The organism is Rhodanobacter aciditrophus (assembly GCF_050026795.1).
Taxonomy (GTDB): domain Bacteria; phylum Pseudomonadota; class Gammaproteobacteria; order Xanthomonadales; family Rhodanobacteraceae; genus Rhodanobacter_A.
The window spans coordinates 348743-366169 of sequence record NZ_JALBWP010000009.1 but is presented as its reverse complement, the minus strand read 5'-3'; the positions used below and the strand labels follow the sequence as shown (position 1 = coordinate 366169).

Genomic DNA, 17427 nt, shown 5'->3' with positions numbered 1-17427 from the left:
CCGAATCCCCCCGACGAACCTTCCCCGGAGCCCGCATGAAAGCCACCCAGCAGTTGCACGAACTCGGCCAAAGCCTGTGGCTGGACAACATCACCCGCACCCTGCTCGACGACGGCACGCTGGCGCGCTACATCGCCGAGGACTCGGTCACCGGCCTCACCTCCAACCCCAGCATCTTCGACGCCGCGATCGGCGGCGGCGACGCCTACGACGCCGGCATCCACGCCAAGTCGCTGGCCGGGCTGAAGGGCGAGGAACTGTTCATGGAGCTGGCGCTGGAAGACCTGCGCCGCGCCGCCGACCTGTTCAAGCCGGTGTTCGACGCCACCCACCAGGTGGACGGCTGGGTGTCGATGGAGGTCTCGCCGCTGCTGGCCGCCGACACCGCCGGCACCATCGCCGCCGCCGAGGCGATCCACGCGCAGGCGCAGCGACCGAACCTGTACGTGAAGATCCCCGGCACGCCCGAGGGCATTCCCGCGATCGAGGAGGCGATCTTCCGCGGCATCCCGATCAACGTCACGCTGCTGTTCTCCTGCGAGCAGTACCTGGCCGCGGCGGGAGCGTACCTGCGCGGCATCGAGCGCCGCGTGGCCGCGGGCAAGGACCCGCAGGTGGCCTCGGTGGCCTCGCTGTTCATCAGCCGCTGGGATGTGGCCGCCAACGCGCAGCTGCCCACGGAACTGCACAACAAGCTGGGCATCGCGGTGGGCAAGCAGACCTACCGCGCCTACCGCCAGCTGCTGGCCTCGCCACGCTGGCTGACGCTGGCCGCCGCCGGCGCACGCCCGCAGCGCCTCTTGTGGGCGAGCACCGGCACCAAGGACCCGAACGCCCCCGACACGCTCTACGTCGATGCGCTGGCCGCGCCCGACACCGTGGACACCGTCCCGGAGAAGACCCTGCACGCCGTCGCCGACCACGGCAAGCCCGGCGCGGTGCTGCCGGCGGACGGCGGCGACGCCGACACGGTACTGGCAACCATCGCCAAGGCCGGCGTGGACCTCGACGCGCTGGCGCTGAAGCTGCAGCAGGACGGTGCCGAGGCGTTCGTGAAGTCGTGGAAGCAGCTGCTGCAGCGCATTGCCGACAAGCAGGCCGCGCTGGCGGCCAAGGCCGGGGAGCCGATCGCCCGATGAGCCTCGCCGACCTCACCCTGCTGCCCGAGTGGCAGGCCCTGCAGCAGCACTGCAACCAGCTGGAAACGCGCCACCTGCGCGAGCTGTTCGCCGCCGATCCGACGCGCGGCGAGCGCCTGGTGGCCGAGGCGGCGGGCCTGTACTTCGACTACTCCAAGCAGCGCGTCACCGACGACACGCTGCGCCTGCTGCGCGCGCTGGCCGCGGCGCGCGACCTCGGGGGGCGCATCGCGGCGATGTTCCGCGGCGAGCGCATCAACGCCACCGAGAACCGCGCCGTGCTGCACGTGGCGCTGCGCGCGCCGCGCGGCGAGAAGATCCAGGTGGACGGCCAGGACGTGGTGTCCGAGGTGCACGAAGTGCTCGACCGCATGGCCGCGTTCGCGGGCGCCGTGCGCAGCGGCGCCTGGAAGGGCCACAGCGGCAAGCCTGTGCGCAACGTGGTCTCGATCGGCATCGGCGGCTCCGACCTCGGCCCGGTGATGGCGTACGAGGCGCTGCGCGGCTACAGCCGCCGCGACATGACGTTCCGCTTCGTCTCCAACGTGGACGGCAGCGACTTCGCGGAGGCGGTGCAGGATCTCGACGCCGCCGAAACGCTGTTCATCGTCTGCTCCAAGACCTTCACCACGCTGGAGACGCTCAGCAACGCGCACGCGGCGCGGGCCTGGTGCGTCGAGGCGCTGGGCGACGAGCAGGCGGTGGCGAAGCATTTCGTGGCGGTGTCCACCGCGGCCGCGGAAGTCGAGAAGTTCGGCATCGACACGAAGCAGATGTTCGGCTTCTGGGACTGGGTGGGCGGCCGCTATTCGATGGATTCGGCGATCGGCCTGTCCACCATGATCGCGATCGGCCCGGACCACTTCCGCGCCATGCTCGCCGGCTTCCACGCCATGGACGAGCATTTCCGCAGCGCGCCGTTCGAATCGAACCTGCCGGTGCTGATGGGCCTGATCGGCCTGTGGAACGCCAACTTCCTCGATGCCGCCACGGTGGCGGTGCTGCCCTATGAGCAGTACCTCAAGCGCTTCCCGGCCTACCTGCAGCAGCTCACGATGGAGTCGAACGGCAAGCACGTCACGCTGGGCGGCGCCCACGTGGACTACGCCACCGGCCCGATCTACTGGGGCGAACCGGGCACCAACGGCCAGCATTCCTTCTACCAGCTGATCCACCAGGGCACGCGCCTGGTGCCGTGCGACTTCATCGGCTTCGGCCAGACGCTGAATCCGGTACCGGCCCAGGGCGGGGGCGACCAGCACGACCTCTTGATCGCGAACCTGATCGCGCAGGGCGAGGCGCTGGCGTTCGGCAAGACCGCCGAGGAAGTGCGCGCCGAAGGCACGCCGGAAGCGCTGGTGCCGCACCGCACGTTCGAGGGCAACCGGCCCAGCACCACCATCCTCGCCGAACGCCTTACCCCTTTTGCACTCGGCAGCCTGGTGGCGCTGTACGAGCACAGCGTGTTCGTGCAGGGCACGATCTGGGGCATCGACTCCTTCGACCAGTGGGGCGTGGAGCTGGGCAAGCAGCTGGCGAAGACCGCCATCGCCGAGCTCGTCGCGCCCACCGAGCCGAAGCTCGCGCACGACAGCTCGACCAACGCCTTGATCCGGCGCTACCGCACGCTGCGCGACGGCAAGCCCACGGGTGCCAGCGCATGAGCCAGCGGATCAGCCCGCTCGCCGGCAAGCCGGCGCCGAAGTCCATCCTCGTCGATATCGGCAAGCTGCTCGCCGCCTACGCGGCGGTGAAGCCCGATCCGTCCGTGCCCGCGCAGCGCGTGGCCTTCGGCACCTCGGGCCATCGCGGCTGCTCGTTCGACGGCAGCTTCAACGAGCACCACATCCTCGCGATCAGCCAGGCGATCTGCGACTACCGCAGTTCGAAAGGCATCGACGGCCCGCTGTTCGTCGGCGCCGACACCCACGCGCTGTCGCAGCCCGCGTTCGAGAGCGCACTGGAGGTGCTGGCCGCGAACGGCGTGGCGACGATGATCTCCGCCGGCGGCGAGTTCACGCCCACGCCCGCGGTGTCGCACGCGATCCTGGTCCACAACAGGGGCCGCAGGACGGGCCTGGCCGACGGCATCGTCATCACGCCCTCGCACAACCCGCCCGACAACGGCGGCTTCAAGTACAACCCGACCAACGGCGGCCCCGCCGACACCGACATCACCAAGTGGGTGGAGAACCGCGCCAACGCGATCCTCGAAGCCGGACTGAAGGAGGTACAGCGGGTGCCGTTCGCGCAGGCACGCCGGGCCACCACCACGCACGAGCACGACTACCTTTCGGGCTATGTCGCCGACCTCGCCAACATCGTCGACTTCGACGCGATCCGCGGCGCGGGCGTGCGCATGGGCGTGGACCCGCTGGGCGGCGCGGGCGTGCACTACTGGGCGCCGATCGCCGAGCGCTACAAGCTTGACCTCAGCGTGGTGAGCCGCGAGGTCGATCCGCAGTTCGCCTTCATGACGGTGGACTGGGACGGCAAGATCCGCATGGACCCTTCCTCGAAGTACGCGATGCAGCGGCTGATCGGGCTGAAGGACCAGTACGACGTGGCGTTCGCCTGCGACACCGACCACGACCGCCACGGCGTGGTATCGCGCTCGGCCGGTCTGATGGAACCGAACCACTACCTGTCGGTGCTGGTGGATTACCTGTTCCGCCACCGCCCGCGCTGGAGCGACAAGGTGGCGGTGGGCAAGACCGTGGTCACCACCGCGCTGATCGATCGCGTGGTCAGGCGCCTCGGCCGCACGCTGTACGAGGTGCCGGTGGGCTTCAAGTGGTTCGCCGAGGGCCTGTTCGACGGCCAGCTCGGCTTCGGCTGCGAGGAGAGCGCCGGCGCCTCGCTGCTGCGCCACGACGGCTCGGTATGGGTCACCGACAAGGATGGCCTGGTGCCAGCCCTGCTCGCCGCCGAAATGACCGCGCGCATGGGCAGGGACCCGGGCGAGCTGTTCGACGCGCTCGCCCGCGAGCTGGGCCGGCCCTACGCCAACCGCGTCGAGGCCGCCGCCACGCCCGCGCAGAAGGCGAAGCTGGCGAAGCTCTCGCCCGACCAGCTGAAGACCGACTCGCTCGCCGGCGAGAAGATCGTGCAGGTGATCGACAAGGCCCCGGGCAACGGCGCCCCGATCGGCGGCATCAAGGTGGTCAGCGAAAGCGGCTGGTTTGCCGCGCGCCCCTCCGGCACCGAGGCGATCTACAAGATCTACGCGGAGAGCTTCAAGGACGAGGCGCACCTCACGAGCCTGCTGGCAGAGGCGCAATCGGTGGTGGACGCGGCGCTGGGGTAAGAACCGCCCCTTCCCTCGCTTGCGGGGGAGGGACGCGGCGCAGCCGCACCGTGGGATGCAATCCCTCCCTGCGCGCAGAAGCTGCCGGCTCGGTTTCCAGTTGCGGCGCTGCGCGGCCGTGCCGCCGATCGCGCAGGTGGAAGTGGTTCCAGGATCCTCGACACCGCTGGCTTGCAGTGGCGGTGGACTGAAGCCGGCCATTTCCTTGAGCCACCTTGCCTTGGGCCGGCGAGGAAAGGAGGCTCGGCCACCGGCAGGTGGCCGAAACCGCTCTGTTCCTTGCTGCAGGCGAGCCAAGGCGCGAAACCGAAGGTCATCGCGAGCACCCGCCCCTCGCCCCAACCCTTTCTCCAACGGGGGGAGGGAGAACTACCGTTGCGAGCAGCGACCGCAACCCCTCTGAAACCTGTGGGAGGGGCCGCCCCCTGCACGCAGGGAAGGCAGAGCAGCAGTCAGCGGTGCAACGCCCGGTGTGCGATGTCGCGCCGGCAGAACGCGCCGTCGAAATGGATCTTCGCCACCGCGTCGTAGGCATGCGCGCGCGCGGCGGCGATGTCGCGGCCCAGCGCGCAGACGGTGAGCACGCGGCCGCCGGCGGTGACGGCGCGGCCTTGCGCGTCCAGCTTGGTGCCGGCGTGGAACACCTTGGCCTCGCTGCCGAACTCCGCATCCAGCCCTTCGATCACGTCGCCGCTGCGCACCTTGCCAGGGTAGCCGGCCGCGGCCATCACCACGCCCAGCGACGGGCGCGCGTCCCACTGCACGCGGGTGTGGTGCAGCTCGCCGTCCAGCGCGGCCTCGATCAGCTCCACCAGGTCGGACTTCAGGCGCAGCATGATCGGCTGCGTCTCCGGGTCGCCGAAGCGCACGTTGAACTCGATCACCTTCGGCGCGCCCGACTTGTCGATCATCAGGCCCGCGTACAGGAAGCCGATGAACGGCGCACCCTCGGCGGCCATGCCGTGCAGGGTGGGCTCGATCACTTCCCTGAGGATGCGCTGCTCCACCTCGGGCGTGACCACCGGCGCCGGCGAGTAGGCGCCCATGCCACCGGTGTTGGGGCCGAGGTCGCCCTCGTCGCGGCGCTTGTGGTCCTGGCTCGACGCCATCGGCAGCGCATGCTGGCCGTCGCTCATCACGATGTAGCTGGCTTCCTCGCCGGCGAGGAACTCCTCGATCACCACGCGCGCGGAGGCGTCGCCGAACGCGTGCGCGCCCAGCATGTCGTGCAGCGCCAGCTCGGCGTCGGCCAGGGTGAGCGCCACCACCACGCCCTTGCCGGCGGCGAGACCGTCGGCCTTGATCACGATCGGCGCGCCGTGTTCGCGCACGTAAGCCAGCGCGCGGTTGAGCTCGGTGAACACCGCGTAGCGCGCGGTGGGGATGTTGTGGCGCAGGAGGAAATCCTTGGCGAAGGCCTTGGAGCCTTCCAGCTGCGCGGCGATCGCGCGCGGCCCGAAGATGCGCAGCCCTGCGTTGCGGAACTTGTCCACCACGCCGGCCACCAGCGGCACCTCGGGGCCGACCACGGTGAGCTCCACCTTCTCGCGCTGCGCCAGCGCCAGCAGGCCGTCGAGGTCGGTCACCGCCACGTCCGCGTTGCGCACGCCGCGCTCGCGCGCGGTGCCGGCGTTGCCTGGCGCCACGATCACCTCGTCCACCCGCGCCGACTGCTTGAGCTTCCACGCCAGCGCGTGCTCGCGCCCGCCGTTGCCGATGACCAGGACTTTCATGCCGATGACTCCGAGGGGGCGCTGCAGGATGGGGGTGGCCGGCTATTGTAGCGGGCGCCGCACCCCGCCCATCCGGGCAACGATGTCGTCGCTTCGGGAGCGGTGTCCGGCGACTGCCGGCTCGCGGGTCATTCTTTCCCGCAAAGAGAAAGGAACCCGGGCATCGGCGGGCGCACGAAACCGCCCTGTCGCCACGCGCAAGGCCGCGGAGGGTTCAGCCCAGCAGGGTCAGCAGCGCCCCGCGCGGCAGCTTGCCCGTCTCGTTGCGCGGCAGCGCATCCACCAGGCGCAGCCGGCGGGGCAGGAATACCGGATCGACCGCGCGGCGCAGCGCATCGAGGATGCCCGCCTCGTCCAGCGCGGGCGCCACCGCCAGCGCGGCGATGCGGCGCACGCCGGCGGCGTCGGCTTCGTCGAGCTGGAACACGATGCCGTCCTGCACGCCCGGGATGGCCAGCAGGCGTCGCGTGAGGTCGCCCAGCGAGGCGCGCTTGCCGGCGATTTCCAGCAGGTCGGTGTTGCGGCCGCAGAGGCAGAAGCGGCGGCCGGCGTCGTGCAAGCTCACGATGTCGGCCAGCACCACCGGGGCGTCGAGCTGAGGCGCCTCGACCAGGGTGCCGTCGGGCTGCGGGTGCAGGCGCACGCCGTCGTACAGCGTCCAGTCCGCGCCCGTGGTGACGCGGCGACCGGCGAAGGCGCAGGTCTCGGTGGAACCGAACACTTCCAGCAGCGGCGCGCCGAAGGCCTGCTCGGCGGCCTGCGCCAGCTCGGCCGGCAGCGGCGCGGTGGCCGAGAGCATCGCCGCCAGCGGCGGCAGCGGCGCGCCGGCAGCGACCAGCGCACGCAGGTGCACCGGCGTGGTCACCAGCACGCGCGGCGCGGGCACCTCGGCCAGTGCGGCGGCCACGTCGGCGGGGAAGAACGGCCGGCCCGCATGCACGCCCACCTCGCCCAGCAGCGGCAGCAGCACGCTCATCTCGATGCCGTAGATGTGCTGCGGCGGTACGGTGGCGACCACGTGGAAACCTTCGCCGGCCACGCTGGCGAGCATCTCCCGCGTGCCGGCGCTGCTGGCGGTGAGGTTGCGCCAGCTCTTGGCGTTGGCGCGCGGCGTGCCGGTGGAGCCGGAGGTGTAGCCGATCGCCACCACCTGTTCGGCGGGGATCGCCGGTACCGCCAGCGACCCGACGTCGGGGGCGGTCTCCAGCGCGGGCAGCTTGCGGTAACCGTGCGGCGCGGGCGCCAGCGCCAGCTCGCCCAGCGCGTAACTGCCCGGATGCGCGGCCATCACCTCTTCCACCGCCTGCGGCGCGCGCGAGGGCGGCAGCAGGTTGGCCTGGCCGCGGCGCGCGATGGCGCAGAACGCGACCAGGAAGGCGTAGCGGTCCTCGCACAGGTTCACCGCGGCGGGCGCTTCGGGCAGCAGCGCGGCGACCTGTTCGACATGGGCGAGGAACTGCGCCGCGCTCACCGCCGTGCCGTGCCGCCAGGCCACCGTGCGCTGCGGATCGCGCGCGCCCAGCAGGGGCAGCATGGCTTGCGCCGATTCACGCTCCAGGCTGTCGTGGACGATGGCCAAGTGTTGCTGCTCTCCCAGGTTGGCGGCCGCGAGCGGCCGCGCCGCGCCCCGCCCGTGCGGGGCGCCGTCGGATGCTAGGGGGTTCCCTTGCTCGCGCCGCTGAACCGCGCACGGCCGTGGCAGCCGCGGTTCACCGTCGAGTCAGGCCCGGATGATAGCGCCGGAGAGCGCGTCGCGTATGGTGGTGGGGCGATCCTGCGTGCCCAGCGGGGCGTCGAGCACGCCGTCCAGCGCGTCGCCGAAGTAGTCGCGCACGGTCTGCGCGCTCTTCGCCGGCGGCGCGCCGTGCGGGTTCGCGCTGGTGGAGACCAGCGCGCCGCCGAACGCGCGGCACAGCGCGGCGGCCGGCGCGTGGGCGGTGACGCGCAGCGCGATGCCTGCGTGCGCGCCGGCCACCCAGGCAGGCACGGCGGCGCTGCGCGGGAAAATCCAGGTGTGCGGGCCGGGCCAGCTGGCGCGCACCTGGTCCAGCACCGCGTCGGGCACCCTGGCGAGGTCGATGTAGCGCTCGACCTGGGCGAAATCGGCGCCGATCAGCAGCACGCCCTGGGTGGCCGGGCGCTGCTTCAGCACGAAGATCCTCTCGAACGCGGCGCGGTCATGCGGATCGCAGCCGAGGCCGTACACCGCCTCGGTGGGATAGGCCAGCACGCCGCCCGCACGCAGCAGCGCGGCGGCGGCGTCCAGCCGGTCGAGGGTGTAGGTCTGCGACATCAGGCCGGGGTCTTCTTCGCCGCGGCCTTTTTCGTCGCGGTCTTCTTCGCGGCCGTCTTCTTGCCCGCGGCCTTCTTGGCCGGCGCCTTCTTCGCGGCAGCCTTCTTCGCGGGCGGGGTCTTCTCCGCCGCCTTCTTCGCGGTGGCGGTCTTGCGGCCGAAGCGACCGCCCTTCTTCGCCGGCGCGGCCGCCAGCAGCTCCAGGCACTGCGCCTCGGTGAGGTCCTTCGGCTCGGTGTCCTTGGGGATGCGCGCGTTCTTCTCGCCGTCGGTGATGTAGGGACCGTAGCGGCCGTTGAGCACCTGCACGCCGTTGCCGAAATCCGCGATCACGCGGTTGGCGAGCAGGGTGAGCTTTTCCTCGACCAGCTGCAGCGCGCGCGGCAGCTCGATGGTGTAGGGGTCGTCCTCGGGCTTGAGCGAGGCGTAGGTCGAGCCCTGCTTCACGAACGGGCCGAAGCGGCCGACGCCCACGCTGACCTCGTCGCCGTTCGGCGCCTGGCCCAGCTTGCGCGGCAGCTTGAACAGCTCCAGCGCCTCGGCGAGCGTGATGGTGTGCATGCTCTGGCCGGGGCGCAGCGAGGCGAACTGCAGCTTCTCGTCCGAGTCCTTGTCGCCGATCGCCGCGTACGGCCCGAAGCGCCCCAGCCGCACGAACACCGGCTTGCCGCTCTTGGGGTCGGTGCCCAGCTCGCGCGCGCCGGTGGCCTCGCTGCGGTCCACCGATTCGGTCTTCTCCTCCACCTGCTGCTTGAACGGCTGCCAGAAGCGCTCCATCAGCGGCACCCAGGCTTCCTCGCCGCGGCTGACCGCGTCGAGTTCGTCCTCCAGCCTGGCGGTGAAGTCGTAATCCACGTAGCGGCTGAAGTGCTGGGTGAGGAACTTGCCCACCGCGCGGCCGATGTCGGTGGGCTTGAAGCGGCGGTTGTCGAGCAGCACGTACTCGCGATTGAGCAGCACCTGGATGATGCTGGCATAGGTGGACGGGCGGCCGATGCCGTACTCCTCCAGCGCCTTCACCAGCGAGGCTTCCGAATAGCGCGGCGGCGGTTCGGTGAAGTGCTGGTCGGCGGCGATGTCGTGCAGCGGCACCTGCTCGCCCTTCTCCAGCCGCGGCAGGCGGCGGCCCTCGTCGTCGTCGTCCGAGTTCTTCTGGTCGCGGCCTTCCTCGTACACGGCGAGGAAGCCGGGATCGACCACGGTGGTGCCGGTGGCGCGGAACGCGGCGGGACCGCCGGCGGCGTGCGGCAGCTCGAAATCCACCGACACGGTGTTCAGCGTGGCGTGGATCATCTGGCAGGCCACGGTGCGCTTCCAGATCAGCTCGTACAGCTTGCGCTGCTCGTCATTGAGGAAGGCGGCCACCTCGCGTGGGGTGCGCATGGCGGAGGTGGGACGGATCGCCTCGTGCGCCTCCTGCGCGTTCTTGCTCTTGGCCTTGTAGAACTGCGGGCCGTCGGGCAGCGCCTTGTGGCCGTAGTCGCGCGCGATCAGCGCGCGCAGCTCGGCCAGCGCGTCGTCGGCCAGCGCCACCGAGTCGGTACGCATGTAGGTGATCAGGCCGACGTTGCCTTCGCTGCCGAGGCTGACGCCCTCGTACAGGCCCTGCGCCACCTTCATCGTGCGACTGGTGGTGAAGCCGAGCTTGCGCGCGGCCTCCTGCTGCAGGGTGGAGGTGGTGAACGGCGGCGCGGGACGGCGCTTGCGCTCCTTGCTGCCCACCTCGCTCACCGTGAGGCGGCCGTGTGCGGCTTCCTTCAGCGCGGCGCGCGCGGCCATCGCGTCGTGCTCGTTGGTGAGGTCGAACTGCTCGAACTTCTTGCCGTTGAGCTTGGTGAGCTTGGCGCCGAACTCGCCGTCGGCGTGGCGCAGCTGCGCCTCCACCGTCCAGTACTCGCGCGCCTTGAACGCCTCGATCTCCTCCTCGCGCTCCACGATCATGCGCAGCGCCGGGCTCTGCACGCGGCCGGCGGACAGGCCACGCTGCACCTTGCGCCACAGCACCGGCGAGAGGTTGAAGCCCACCAGGTAGTCCAGCGCGCGACGCGCCTGCTGGGCGTCCACCAGGTCGTGCGAGAGCTGGCGCGGCGCGGCCACTGCGGCCTTGATCGCCTTCGGCGTGATCTCGGAGAACACCACGCGGTGCAGTTGCTTGCCCTTGGTGAGGCCGCGGTCCTTGAGGATCTCGCTGATATGCCAGCTGATCGCCTCGCCTTCGCGGTCCAAGTCGGTGGCGAGGTAGATGTCATCGGCCGCCCTGGCCGCCTTGGCGATCGCGTCGACGTGCTTCTCGTTGCGCTCGATCACCTCGTACTTCATCGCGAAGCCGTGGTCCGGGTCGACCGCGCCCTCCTTGGGCTTGAGGTCGCGCACATGGCCGTAGGAAGCGAGGACCTGGAAGTCCTTGCCGAGGTATTTGTTGATCGTCTTGGCCTTGGCGGGCGACTCGACGATGAGCAGGTTCTTGGCCATGAATCTCTTGCAGGTGGGTGTGGCACACCATGCCGCACTGCGACATGCCTATATATCTAGTGAGGCCAGACGCCGCGACGGCTGTCAAGCCGGGCGGCGTGAAAGCGCGCTGCAGCGCGGGTTTCGGCCTGCCGGGCTACCCCGGCAAACGCTGGTAGCGGTTGCCGGGCAGACCGGCCACCCCGCCTTCCAGCTCCAGCATCAGCAGCATCGAGGACAGCGCCGCGGTGGCCAGCCCGCTGCGTTGCGCCAGCTCGTCCAGCGTGGCCGGGTCGTGGCCCAGCGCGTCGAGCAGGCGTCGGTAGTCGGGGTCGTCGCGCCAGCCGCCGCCGCGGGTCGGCGCCGGGGCGTCGGGCCGGGCCAGCCGTTCGGCCAGTTCCACGCCCAGGGCACGCGCCGCCGGGGCCAGCGCCTCGGCCACTTCGACCGGTTCCTCCACCAGCCGCGCGCCGTCGCGGATCAGCCGGTGGCAACCGCGCGCCAGCGGATTGGCGATGGAGCCAGGCAGCGCGAACACCTCGCGGCCCTGCTCGGCGGCCAGCCGTGCCGTAATCAGCGAACCGGATCTGAGATCGGCCTCCACCACCACGGTGCCCAGCGCCAGGCCGGAGATGATGCGGTTGCGGCGCGGGAAATGGTCGGGGCGCGCCGCGGTGCCGGGCGGGAACTCGCTGACCAGCGCGCCCTGTGCGGCGATGCGCTGCGCCAGCGCGTGGTGCTTGCGCGGATAGACCCGGTCCGGCCCGGTGCCGACCACCGCGATGGTGGCGGCGCCGACTTCCAGCGCCGCTTCGTGGGCGGCGCCGTCGATGCCGTCGGCCATGCCGCTGGTGACGGTGTAGCCGGCCAGCGCCAGCGCGCGGGCGAAGCTGCGCGCATGCCCCAGCCCCGCAGGACTGGCACCACGGGCGCCCACGATCGCCACCTGCGGATGCAGCAGCAGGCCGGAGTCGCCCGCCACGAACAGCGCGGCCGGCGGCTGCGGGATCGCCTCCAGCAGCGGCGGGAAGTCTGCCTCGGTGCAGCGCAGCAGGCGATGGCCTGGCTCGGCCAGCCACGCGAGGTCGGCGGCAAGGCGCGCTTCGTCGGGGGCGTCCAGCCACGCGGCGGCGCCCTCGCCCAGCGTGGCGGCCTGCCGGTACAGCCGTGCCAGCACGGCGTCGATCCGGCCGCCAGCCGCGGCCAGCGCCTCGCGCAGCCCGCCCTGGCCCAGCCCCGGCGTGCGCATGGCGATGAGCCAGGCGCGCAGTTCGTCCGTGTCGTGCATGTCATCCATGCCGGCAGTGTACGCAGTCGCCGGCAGCGACAAAACGGCAGGACGGCCGTTTTGCACGCCGGCAGGGTGCCCGCCACGAAAACGGCGCGGGGTGAGCCGCGCCGTCGTGTCGGGAGAAACCTGCACCAGGCTTATTCGGGCAGGCGCAGCCGGTCGCCCTTCTTCACCGGGCGCAGGCCGTCCATCACCAGGCCGTAGCTGACGTGGTCGAAGCTGCGGAACACCATCACGTGGCCGATGTACTCCTCCGGCAGCGTCACCCGCTTGCCCACGCTGCGGTCCCAGCTGTTGCTGGCCACGTCGTCGTGGATGTTCTCGCCAGGCTGCCAGATCGCGAAGGTGGTGCCGTTGTCCACGCCGTCCTTCGAGCCCACCGACAGCGCCACCACCTGGTGCGGCCCCACCGCGTCCATCGCGTCGGTGAACGCGATCACGCGGCCGTCCTTGGGCAGGCTCTTCGGCGCATGCGGGTAGAAGTACGGGTCGTACGGGTTGTCGTCCACCGGCATCAGGCGGTCGCCGCTGCGCACTTCCTGGGTGGAATCGAGCAGCAGCAGGGTGGCCGGGTCGCCCGTGCGCAGCACCTCGGCGGTGCCGATCACCTTCACCTCGACGCCCATGTCGTGGCCGCGGCGATAGTGGCCGGAGCCGTTGTTGAAGTCCTCTTCCCACGGCGACTTCACCATCGCCGCGTTCGCGTAGAGCTCGTCGCCGAACAGCGCGGTGCCGCCGGAACCGTCGTCGAAACCGCGGAACACGTGCTCGGGCCGCACGATCGCCCAGCGCTGGCCGGGCTGGCTGTCGAGGCCGCGCACGTAGATGTTCTGGCCCACCGTGCCGCGCAACTGGTTCTCTTCCAGGCCCACCACGTAGGGGGCCTTGCTGACCACGCTGGAATCCATCACGCGCAGGTCCTTCAGGAAGGTCTTCAGCGCATCCAGCGGGATCGCCGGCACCGCCTCGCCCTCGCGATGCACGGCCGGCTCCAGCTTCAGCACCGGACCGTTGATGAAGGAGAGGTTGAGCACATCGCCCGGGTAGATCAGGTGCGGGTTGCGCACCTGCGGGTTGGCCTGCCAGATCTCCGGCCACAGCCAGGGCTTGACCAGGAATTTCGCCGAGATCCCCCACAGCGTGTCGCCGCGGCGCACGGTGTAGGAATCGGGGTGGCTGCTGCGCAGCTGCGCGGCGCCGGCGGCACACACCGCCGCGGCGACCATGGTGCCGGCCAGCACTGTGAAGGCTTTCTTGAGCATTGGTGGGAATCCCCCTCCCCGCAGTGGAGGCGAGTGTAACCGAAGCATTAAGCGGCGCAATCGGGAACGGTTCGCAGATTCCGCGGCCGCCGCGCGAGGCGGCCCGATCGGCCCCGGCGCGGGTGGCGTACTACAATGTGCGCATGTCCACACTCGCCATCCTTGAATTCCCCGATCCCCGGCTGCGCACCAGGGCCGCGCCGGTCACCGTGTTCGACGCCCGGCTGAAGCAGTTCGTGGCCGACATGTTCGAGACCATGTACGCCGCCAACGGTGTGGGCCTGGCCGCCACCCAGGTCAACGTGCACCAGCAGGTGCTGGTGATCGACATGAGCGATGAGCGCAACCAGCCGCTGGTGCTGATCAATGCGGAGATCGTGGAGAAGGAAGGCGCCCAGGTATACCAGGAGGGCTGCCTGTCCTTCCCGGGCGTCTACGCCGACGTGACCCGCGCGCTGAAGGTGAAGGTGAAGGCCCGTGACGTGGACGGCCAGGAGTTCGTCTACGAGGCCGAGGGCCCGCTGGCCGTGGCCGTGCAGCACGAGATGGACCACCTCGCCGGCAAGGTGTTCGTGGACCATCTCTCGCCGCTGAAGCGTTCGCTGCTGCTCAAGCGCCTGGAGAAGCAGCGCAAGCAGGCGGCCAGCGCTTGAGCGCACCGCTGAAGCTGGTCTTCGCCGGCACCCCGGAGTTCGCCGTCCCCTGCCTCGAAGCCTGCCGCGCCACCGGTGCCGACGTGGTGGCCGTCTACACCCAGCCCGACCGCCCCGCCGGCCGCGGCCGCAAGCTCGCGCCCAGCCCGGTGAAGCAGGCCGCACTGGCCGCCGGCCTCGTGGTCGAGCAACCGGAAACGCTCAGGACCGCCGAGGCGCAGGCCACGCTCGCCGCGTACCGCCCCGACCTGATGGTGGTGGTGGCCTACGGCCTGATCCTGCCGCGCAAGGTGCTGGCGATCCCGCGGCTGGGGTGCTGGAACGTGCATGCCAGCCTGCTGCCGCGCTGGCGCGGCGCCGCGCCGATCCAGCGCGCGATCCTTGCCGGCGACGCCGAGACCGGCATCGACCTGATGCAGATGGAGGCCGGCCTCGACACCGGCCCGGTGCTCTTGGAGAAGCGCACGCCGATCGGCCGCGAAGACACCGGCGGCTCACTGCACGACCGCCTCGCCACGCTCGGCGCCGAGGCCTTGGCCGAAGGCCTCGCACGCGTGCTGGCCGGCGAAACGCTGGCCGCCACGGCGCAGGCCGCCGAGGGCGTCACCTATGCGCACAAGCTGGACAAGGCCGAAGCCCGCCTCGACTTCAGCCGTCCCGCCATCGAACTGGAACGCCAGGTGCGCGCCTTCGACCCCTGGCCCGGCAGCGACGCCGAAATCGCCGGCGAACCGCTGCGCATCTGGGCCGCCCGCGCACTCGACCTCGCCCATGCCGCAACGCCGGGCAGCGTGCTCGGCACCGGCCGCGAAGGCATCGACGTCGCCTGCGGCAACGGCGCGCTGCGCATCACCGCGCTGCAGCGCGCGGGCGGGCGGCGCATCAGCGCCGTCGATTACCTCAATGCGCGTCCGGAGTTGCGGCAGGCCTCTGCGCTCTCCCCGCTGGGTTGAGGCCATGCTTGCGGTGAACCCGACCTGTTCTTTCTTTCATCGTATCGACAGAGCAGTTTCGAGCGCCCTTTGGGCGCCCGAGTTACTTCTCCTTTGCTTATCCACGCACGCGCAGGAGCGCGTGCGAACGGCGAAGCCGGCCCGCAAGGGCGGAGGGCAGGATGCCCGGAGTCAAGGAGAAGTAACCAAGAGGAAACGCCCCGGGGCGGCGCTTGCCGGGCGCCCTGCCTGGCAAGTGCGTGAGACGGGGCCGGGCTTTTCGAGCGGGCATCCTGCCCGCGCGAAAAGGCGAGGCCATCCGTGGCCTCGCCCGCTGCGCGGCCTTGTCGTCCCCGCCTTACCACCGCCCAGGGGGCCCACAAGAGCAGGCGCGCATCGTGCGCGCCAGAAGCCAAAGCACGGCGAGCTTGCAGCGCTTCGCTTTGCTCTGGCTGTTGCTTCTGTGCGCCGGGAGCGCGCTGCTCTACCCGGGGCCCCTATGGCGCGGCGGGTGGGCGAAGGAAAGTCCGCAGGATGGCCGGCACAGGAAGTGCCGTCGAAAAACCCCGTAGCCCACCCGCGCACCCGCAGGGCAGGACGCCCGGAGGGCACGCCATCGGGGTGGCCTCTCTTTTGGTTACTTTTCTCTGGCCACCCAGAGAAAAGTAACTCGGGCGCCGACAGGCGCTCGAAACCGCTCCGTGGCCGGCGACAAGCCACAAAGCCAACCCCACGCAACCCTCCCCTGCATGCAGGGGAGAGTGTTAAACCCGCCCCATGACCGACACCCGCGCCGCAGCCGCCCGCGCCCTCGCCGACGTCGCCCTGCACGGCACCTCGCTGCGCGAGGCGATGGAGCGTCATGCGCCGAAGATTCCCGACGCCCGCGACCGCGCCCTGCTGATGGCGCTGGTCAGCGACGGCGCGCGCTGGTGGCCGCGCTACGACGCCGCGCTGGATCGCCTGCTGGACCGCCCGCTGCGCAGGAAGGAACCGGCCGTACACGCACTGCTGGTACTGGGGCTGGTACAGCTGGAGGTGCTGGAGCTGGCCGACTACGCGGCGGTGGCGGCCACGGTGGAGGCGGTGCGCGCGCTGAAGCGGCCGCAGCTCGCGGGCCTCGTCAACGCGGTGCTGCGCCGGTGGCAACGCGAGCGCGCCATGCACCTCGCCGCGCTCGATGCGAAGCCGGAGACGCGTCACGCCCATCCGCGCTGGCTGGCCGAGGCCATCGCGCACGACTGGCCCGCACAGGCCGAGGCGGTGATGGCGGCGGACAACCGCGAGCCGCCGTTGATGCTGCGCGCGAACCGCCGCCGCACCGACCGCGATGCCTTGATCGGGCGCCTGCGCCTGGACGGCCAGACGGCCGAACCGCACGACTGGCTGGCCGACGCCATCGTGCTGCCGCACAGCACCGACGTGACCCGCCTGCCCGGCTTCGTCGACGGCCTGTTCGCGGTACAGGACGGCGCGGCGCAGGCCGCCGCCGACCTCGCCGACGTGCGTGACGGCCAGCGCGTGCTGGATGCCTGCGCCGCACCCGGCGGCAAGGCCTGCCACCTGCTGGAACGCGCCGACGTCGCACTGACCGCGCTGGAATTCGAGCCGAAGCGCGCCGAACGCATCCGCGAAAACCTCGCCCGCCTGCACCTCCACGCCGGGGTGACCGTGGGCGATGCCGGTAATCCCTCCGCGTGGTGGGACGGCCAACCGTTCGACCGTATCCTGGTCGACGCACCCTGCTCCGCCACTGGCGTGCTGCGCCGCCGCCCCGACGTGCGCCTGCACCGGCTCGCGGACGACATCCCCGCGCTGGCGGCGCAGCAACGGCGCATCCTCGCCGCGCTGTGGCCGTTGCTGGCGACGGGCGGACGCCTGGTCTACATCACCTGCTCGCTGCTGCGCGCGGAGAACGAGGCCGTGGTGGCGCCGTTCCTCGCCGCGCACGCCGACGCTCGGGCCGTGTCGTTCACCCTGCCCGCGGGGCAGCCCGCCGCCGTCGGCTGGCAGATCCTGCCCGGCGATGGCGATCTCGACGGCATGTACTATGCGGTGCTCGTCAAGGGCGGCACATCTTAGAGCTTAAAAATCAATAAGTTATAAATTTCGCCAAGCCGCAAAAACAGAGGTTTTTGCGGCAAAGCGTCCCTGTTTTGGCACGGATATATCTCCAATATGTCCGGCAGTTATCCGCGATATATCTGCGGCTGCGTCCCCGTTTTGGCACGGCCCGCCATCTCCGCGATCGAGGCGGTGTTCCCGCAGACGACGGTGCAACTGTGCATCGTGCACATAGTGAAGCAATGGTGCGGCACCAAATGATTCATTTCGCCTCCAGCAAGCCACCGACCGCGCTACGACCAC

The 17427-nt window shown here is 70.7% G+C and carries 12 protein-coding genes; 6 read left to right on the top strand and 6 right to left on the bottom strand.

What is annotated here, in order from left to right; genetic code table 11:
• Positions 1-35 precede the first annotated feature (35 nt).
• Genes tal through pgm form a run of 3 tightly spaced genes read left to right on the top strand, consistent with a single transcriptional unit; the run spans position 36 to position 4446 of the window.
• Positions 36-1139 (top strand): transaldolase, encoded by a 1104-nt coding sequence (gene tal / locus ACQGNW_RS04785; protein WP_426661974.1) that lies wholly within the window; start codon positions 36-38, stop codon positions 1137-1139.
• Positions 1136-2803: a glucose-6-phosphate isomerase gene (gene pgi, locus ACQGNW_RS04780; protein WP_426661973.1), complete on the top strand. Its 1668-nt coding sequence runs from the start codon at positions 1136-1138 to the stop codon at positions 2801-2803. The genes tal and pgi overlap by 4 nt, the downstream gene beginning before the upstream one ends.
• Positions 2800-4446 carry a phosphoglucomutase (alpha-D-glucose-1,6-bisphosphate-dependent) gene (gene pgm, locus ACQGNW_RS04775; RefSeq protein ID WP_426661972.1) on the top strand — a complete coding sequence of 549 codons (1647 nt, stop codon included), beginning with the start codon at positions 2800-2802 and terminating at the stop codon, positions 4444-4446. The genes pgi and pgm overlap by 4 nt, the downstream gene beginning before the upstream one ends.
• 452 nt (positions 4447-4898) lie before the next feature.
• Here the strand turns inward: pgm and purD are convergent, their stop codons facing one another.
• From purD to ACQGNW_RS04745, 6 genes are all read right to left on the bottom strand, one after another.
• Positions 4899-6179: a phosphoribosylamine--glycine ligase gene (gene purD / locus ACQGNW_RS04770; RefSeq protein ID WP_426661971.1), complete on the bottom strand. Its 1281-nt coding sequence runs from the start codon at positions 6177-6179 to the stop codon at positions 4899-4901.
• Between the two features lie 214 nt (positions 6180-6393).
• Complete coding sequence (locus ACQGNW_RS04765; protein ID WP_426661970.1) at positions 6394-7758, bottom strand: AMP-binding protein; 1365 nt, start codon at positions 7756-7758, stop codon at positions 6394-6396.
• Positions 7759-7899: 141 nt separating this feature from the next.
• The gene (tsaC, locus tag ACQGNW_RS04760) at positions 7900-8472 is read right to left on the bottom strand and encodes an L-threonylcarbamoyladenylate synthase type 1 TsaC (protein ID WP_426661969.1); all 573 of its coding nucleotides are present in this window, start codon (positions 8470-8472) and stop codon (positions 7900-7902) included.
• The gene (locus tag ACQGNW_RS04755; RefSeq protein WP_426661968.1) at positions 8472-10943 is read right to left on the bottom strand and encodes a DNA topoisomerase I; all 2472 of its coding nucleotides are present in this window, start codon (positions 10941-10943) and stop codon (positions 8472-8474) included. Before ACQGNW_RS04755 ends, tsaC begins: the two co-directional genes overlap by 1 nt.
• Positions 10944-11079: 136 nt before the next feature.
• Positions 11080-12210, bottom strand: coding sequence for a DNA-processing protein DprA (gene dprA / locus ACQGNW_RS04750; protein WP_426661967.1), 1131 nt, complete (start codon positions 12208-12210; stop codon positions 11080-11082).
• A 140-nt stretch (positions 12211-12350) separates the two neighbouring features.
• Entirely contained in the window at positions 12351-13475 is a 1125-nt protein-coding gene (locus tag ACQGNW_RS04745; protein ID WP_426661966.1) for a LysM peptidoglycan-binding domain-containing protein, read from the bottom strand.
• Between the two features lie 143 nt (positions 13476-13618).
• Between ACQGNW_RS04745 and def the strand changes: the two genes are divergently transcribed.
• The 3 genes from def (at position 13619) to rsmB (ending at position 17142) form a co-directional block, all read left to right on the top strand.
• Complete coding sequence (gene def, locus ACQGNW_RS04740; protein ID WP_426661965.1) at positions 13619-14128, top strand: peptide deformylase; 510 nt, start codon at positions 13619-13621, stop codon at positions 14126-14128.
• Complete coding sequence (gene fmt / locus ACQGNW_RS04735; RefSeq protein ID WP_426661964.1) at positions 14125-15081, top strand: methionyl-tRNA formyltransferase; 957 nt, start codon at positions 14125-14127, stop codon at positions 15079-15081. Before def ends, fmt begins: the two co-directional genes overlap by 4 nt.
• Before the next feature lie 756 nt (positions 15082-15837).
• Entirely contained in the window at positions 15838-17142 is a 1305-nt protein-coding gene (gene rsmB / locus ACQGNW_RS04730) for a 16S rRNA (cytosine(967)-C(5))-methyltransferase RsmB (RefSeq protein WP_426661963.1), read from the top strand.
• Positions 17143-17427 lie beyond the last annotated feature (285 nt).

Bases quoted from the DNA above. Each gene is read 5' to 3' on its own strand.
- dprA (WP_426661967.1), bottom strand. From the start codon at position 12,210: ATGCACGACACGGACGAACTGCGCGCCTGGCTCATCGCCATGCGCACG.
- ACQGNW_RS04745 (WP_426661966.1), bottom strand. From the start codon at position 13,475: ATGCTCAAGAAAGCCTTCACAGTGCTGGCCGGCACCATGGTCGCCGCG.
- def (WP_426661965.1), top strand. From the start codon at position 13,619: ATGTCCACACTCGCCATCCTTGAATTCCCCGATCCCCGGCTGCGCACC.
- ACQGNW_RS04755 (WP_426661968.1), bottom strand. From the start codon at position 10,943: ATGGCCAAGAACCTGCTCATCGTCGAGTCGCCCGCCAAGGCCAAGACG.
- tal (WP_426661974.1), top strand. From the start codon at position 36: ATGAAAGCCACCCAGCAGTTGCACGAACTCGGCCAAAGCCTGTGGCTG.
- pgm (WP_426661972.1), top strand. From the start codon at position 2,800: ATGAGCCAGCGGATCAGCCCGCTCGCCGGCAAGCCGGCGCCGAAGTCC.
- pgi (WP_426661973.1), top strand. From the start codon at position 1,136: ATGAGCCTCGCCGACCTCACCCTGCTGCCCGAGTGGCAGGCCCTGCAG.
- purD (WP_426661971.1), bottom strand. From the start codon at position 6,179: ATGAAAGTCCTGGTCATCGGCAACGGCGGGCGCGAGCACGCGCTGGCG.
- tsaC (WP_426661969.1), bottom strand. From the start codon at position 8,472: ATGTCGCAGACCTACACCCTCGACCGGCTGGACGCCGCCGCCGCGCTG.
- rsmB (WP_426661963.1), top strand. From the start codon at position 15,838: ATGACCGACACCCGCGCCGCAGCCGCCCGCGCCCTCGCCGACGTCGCC.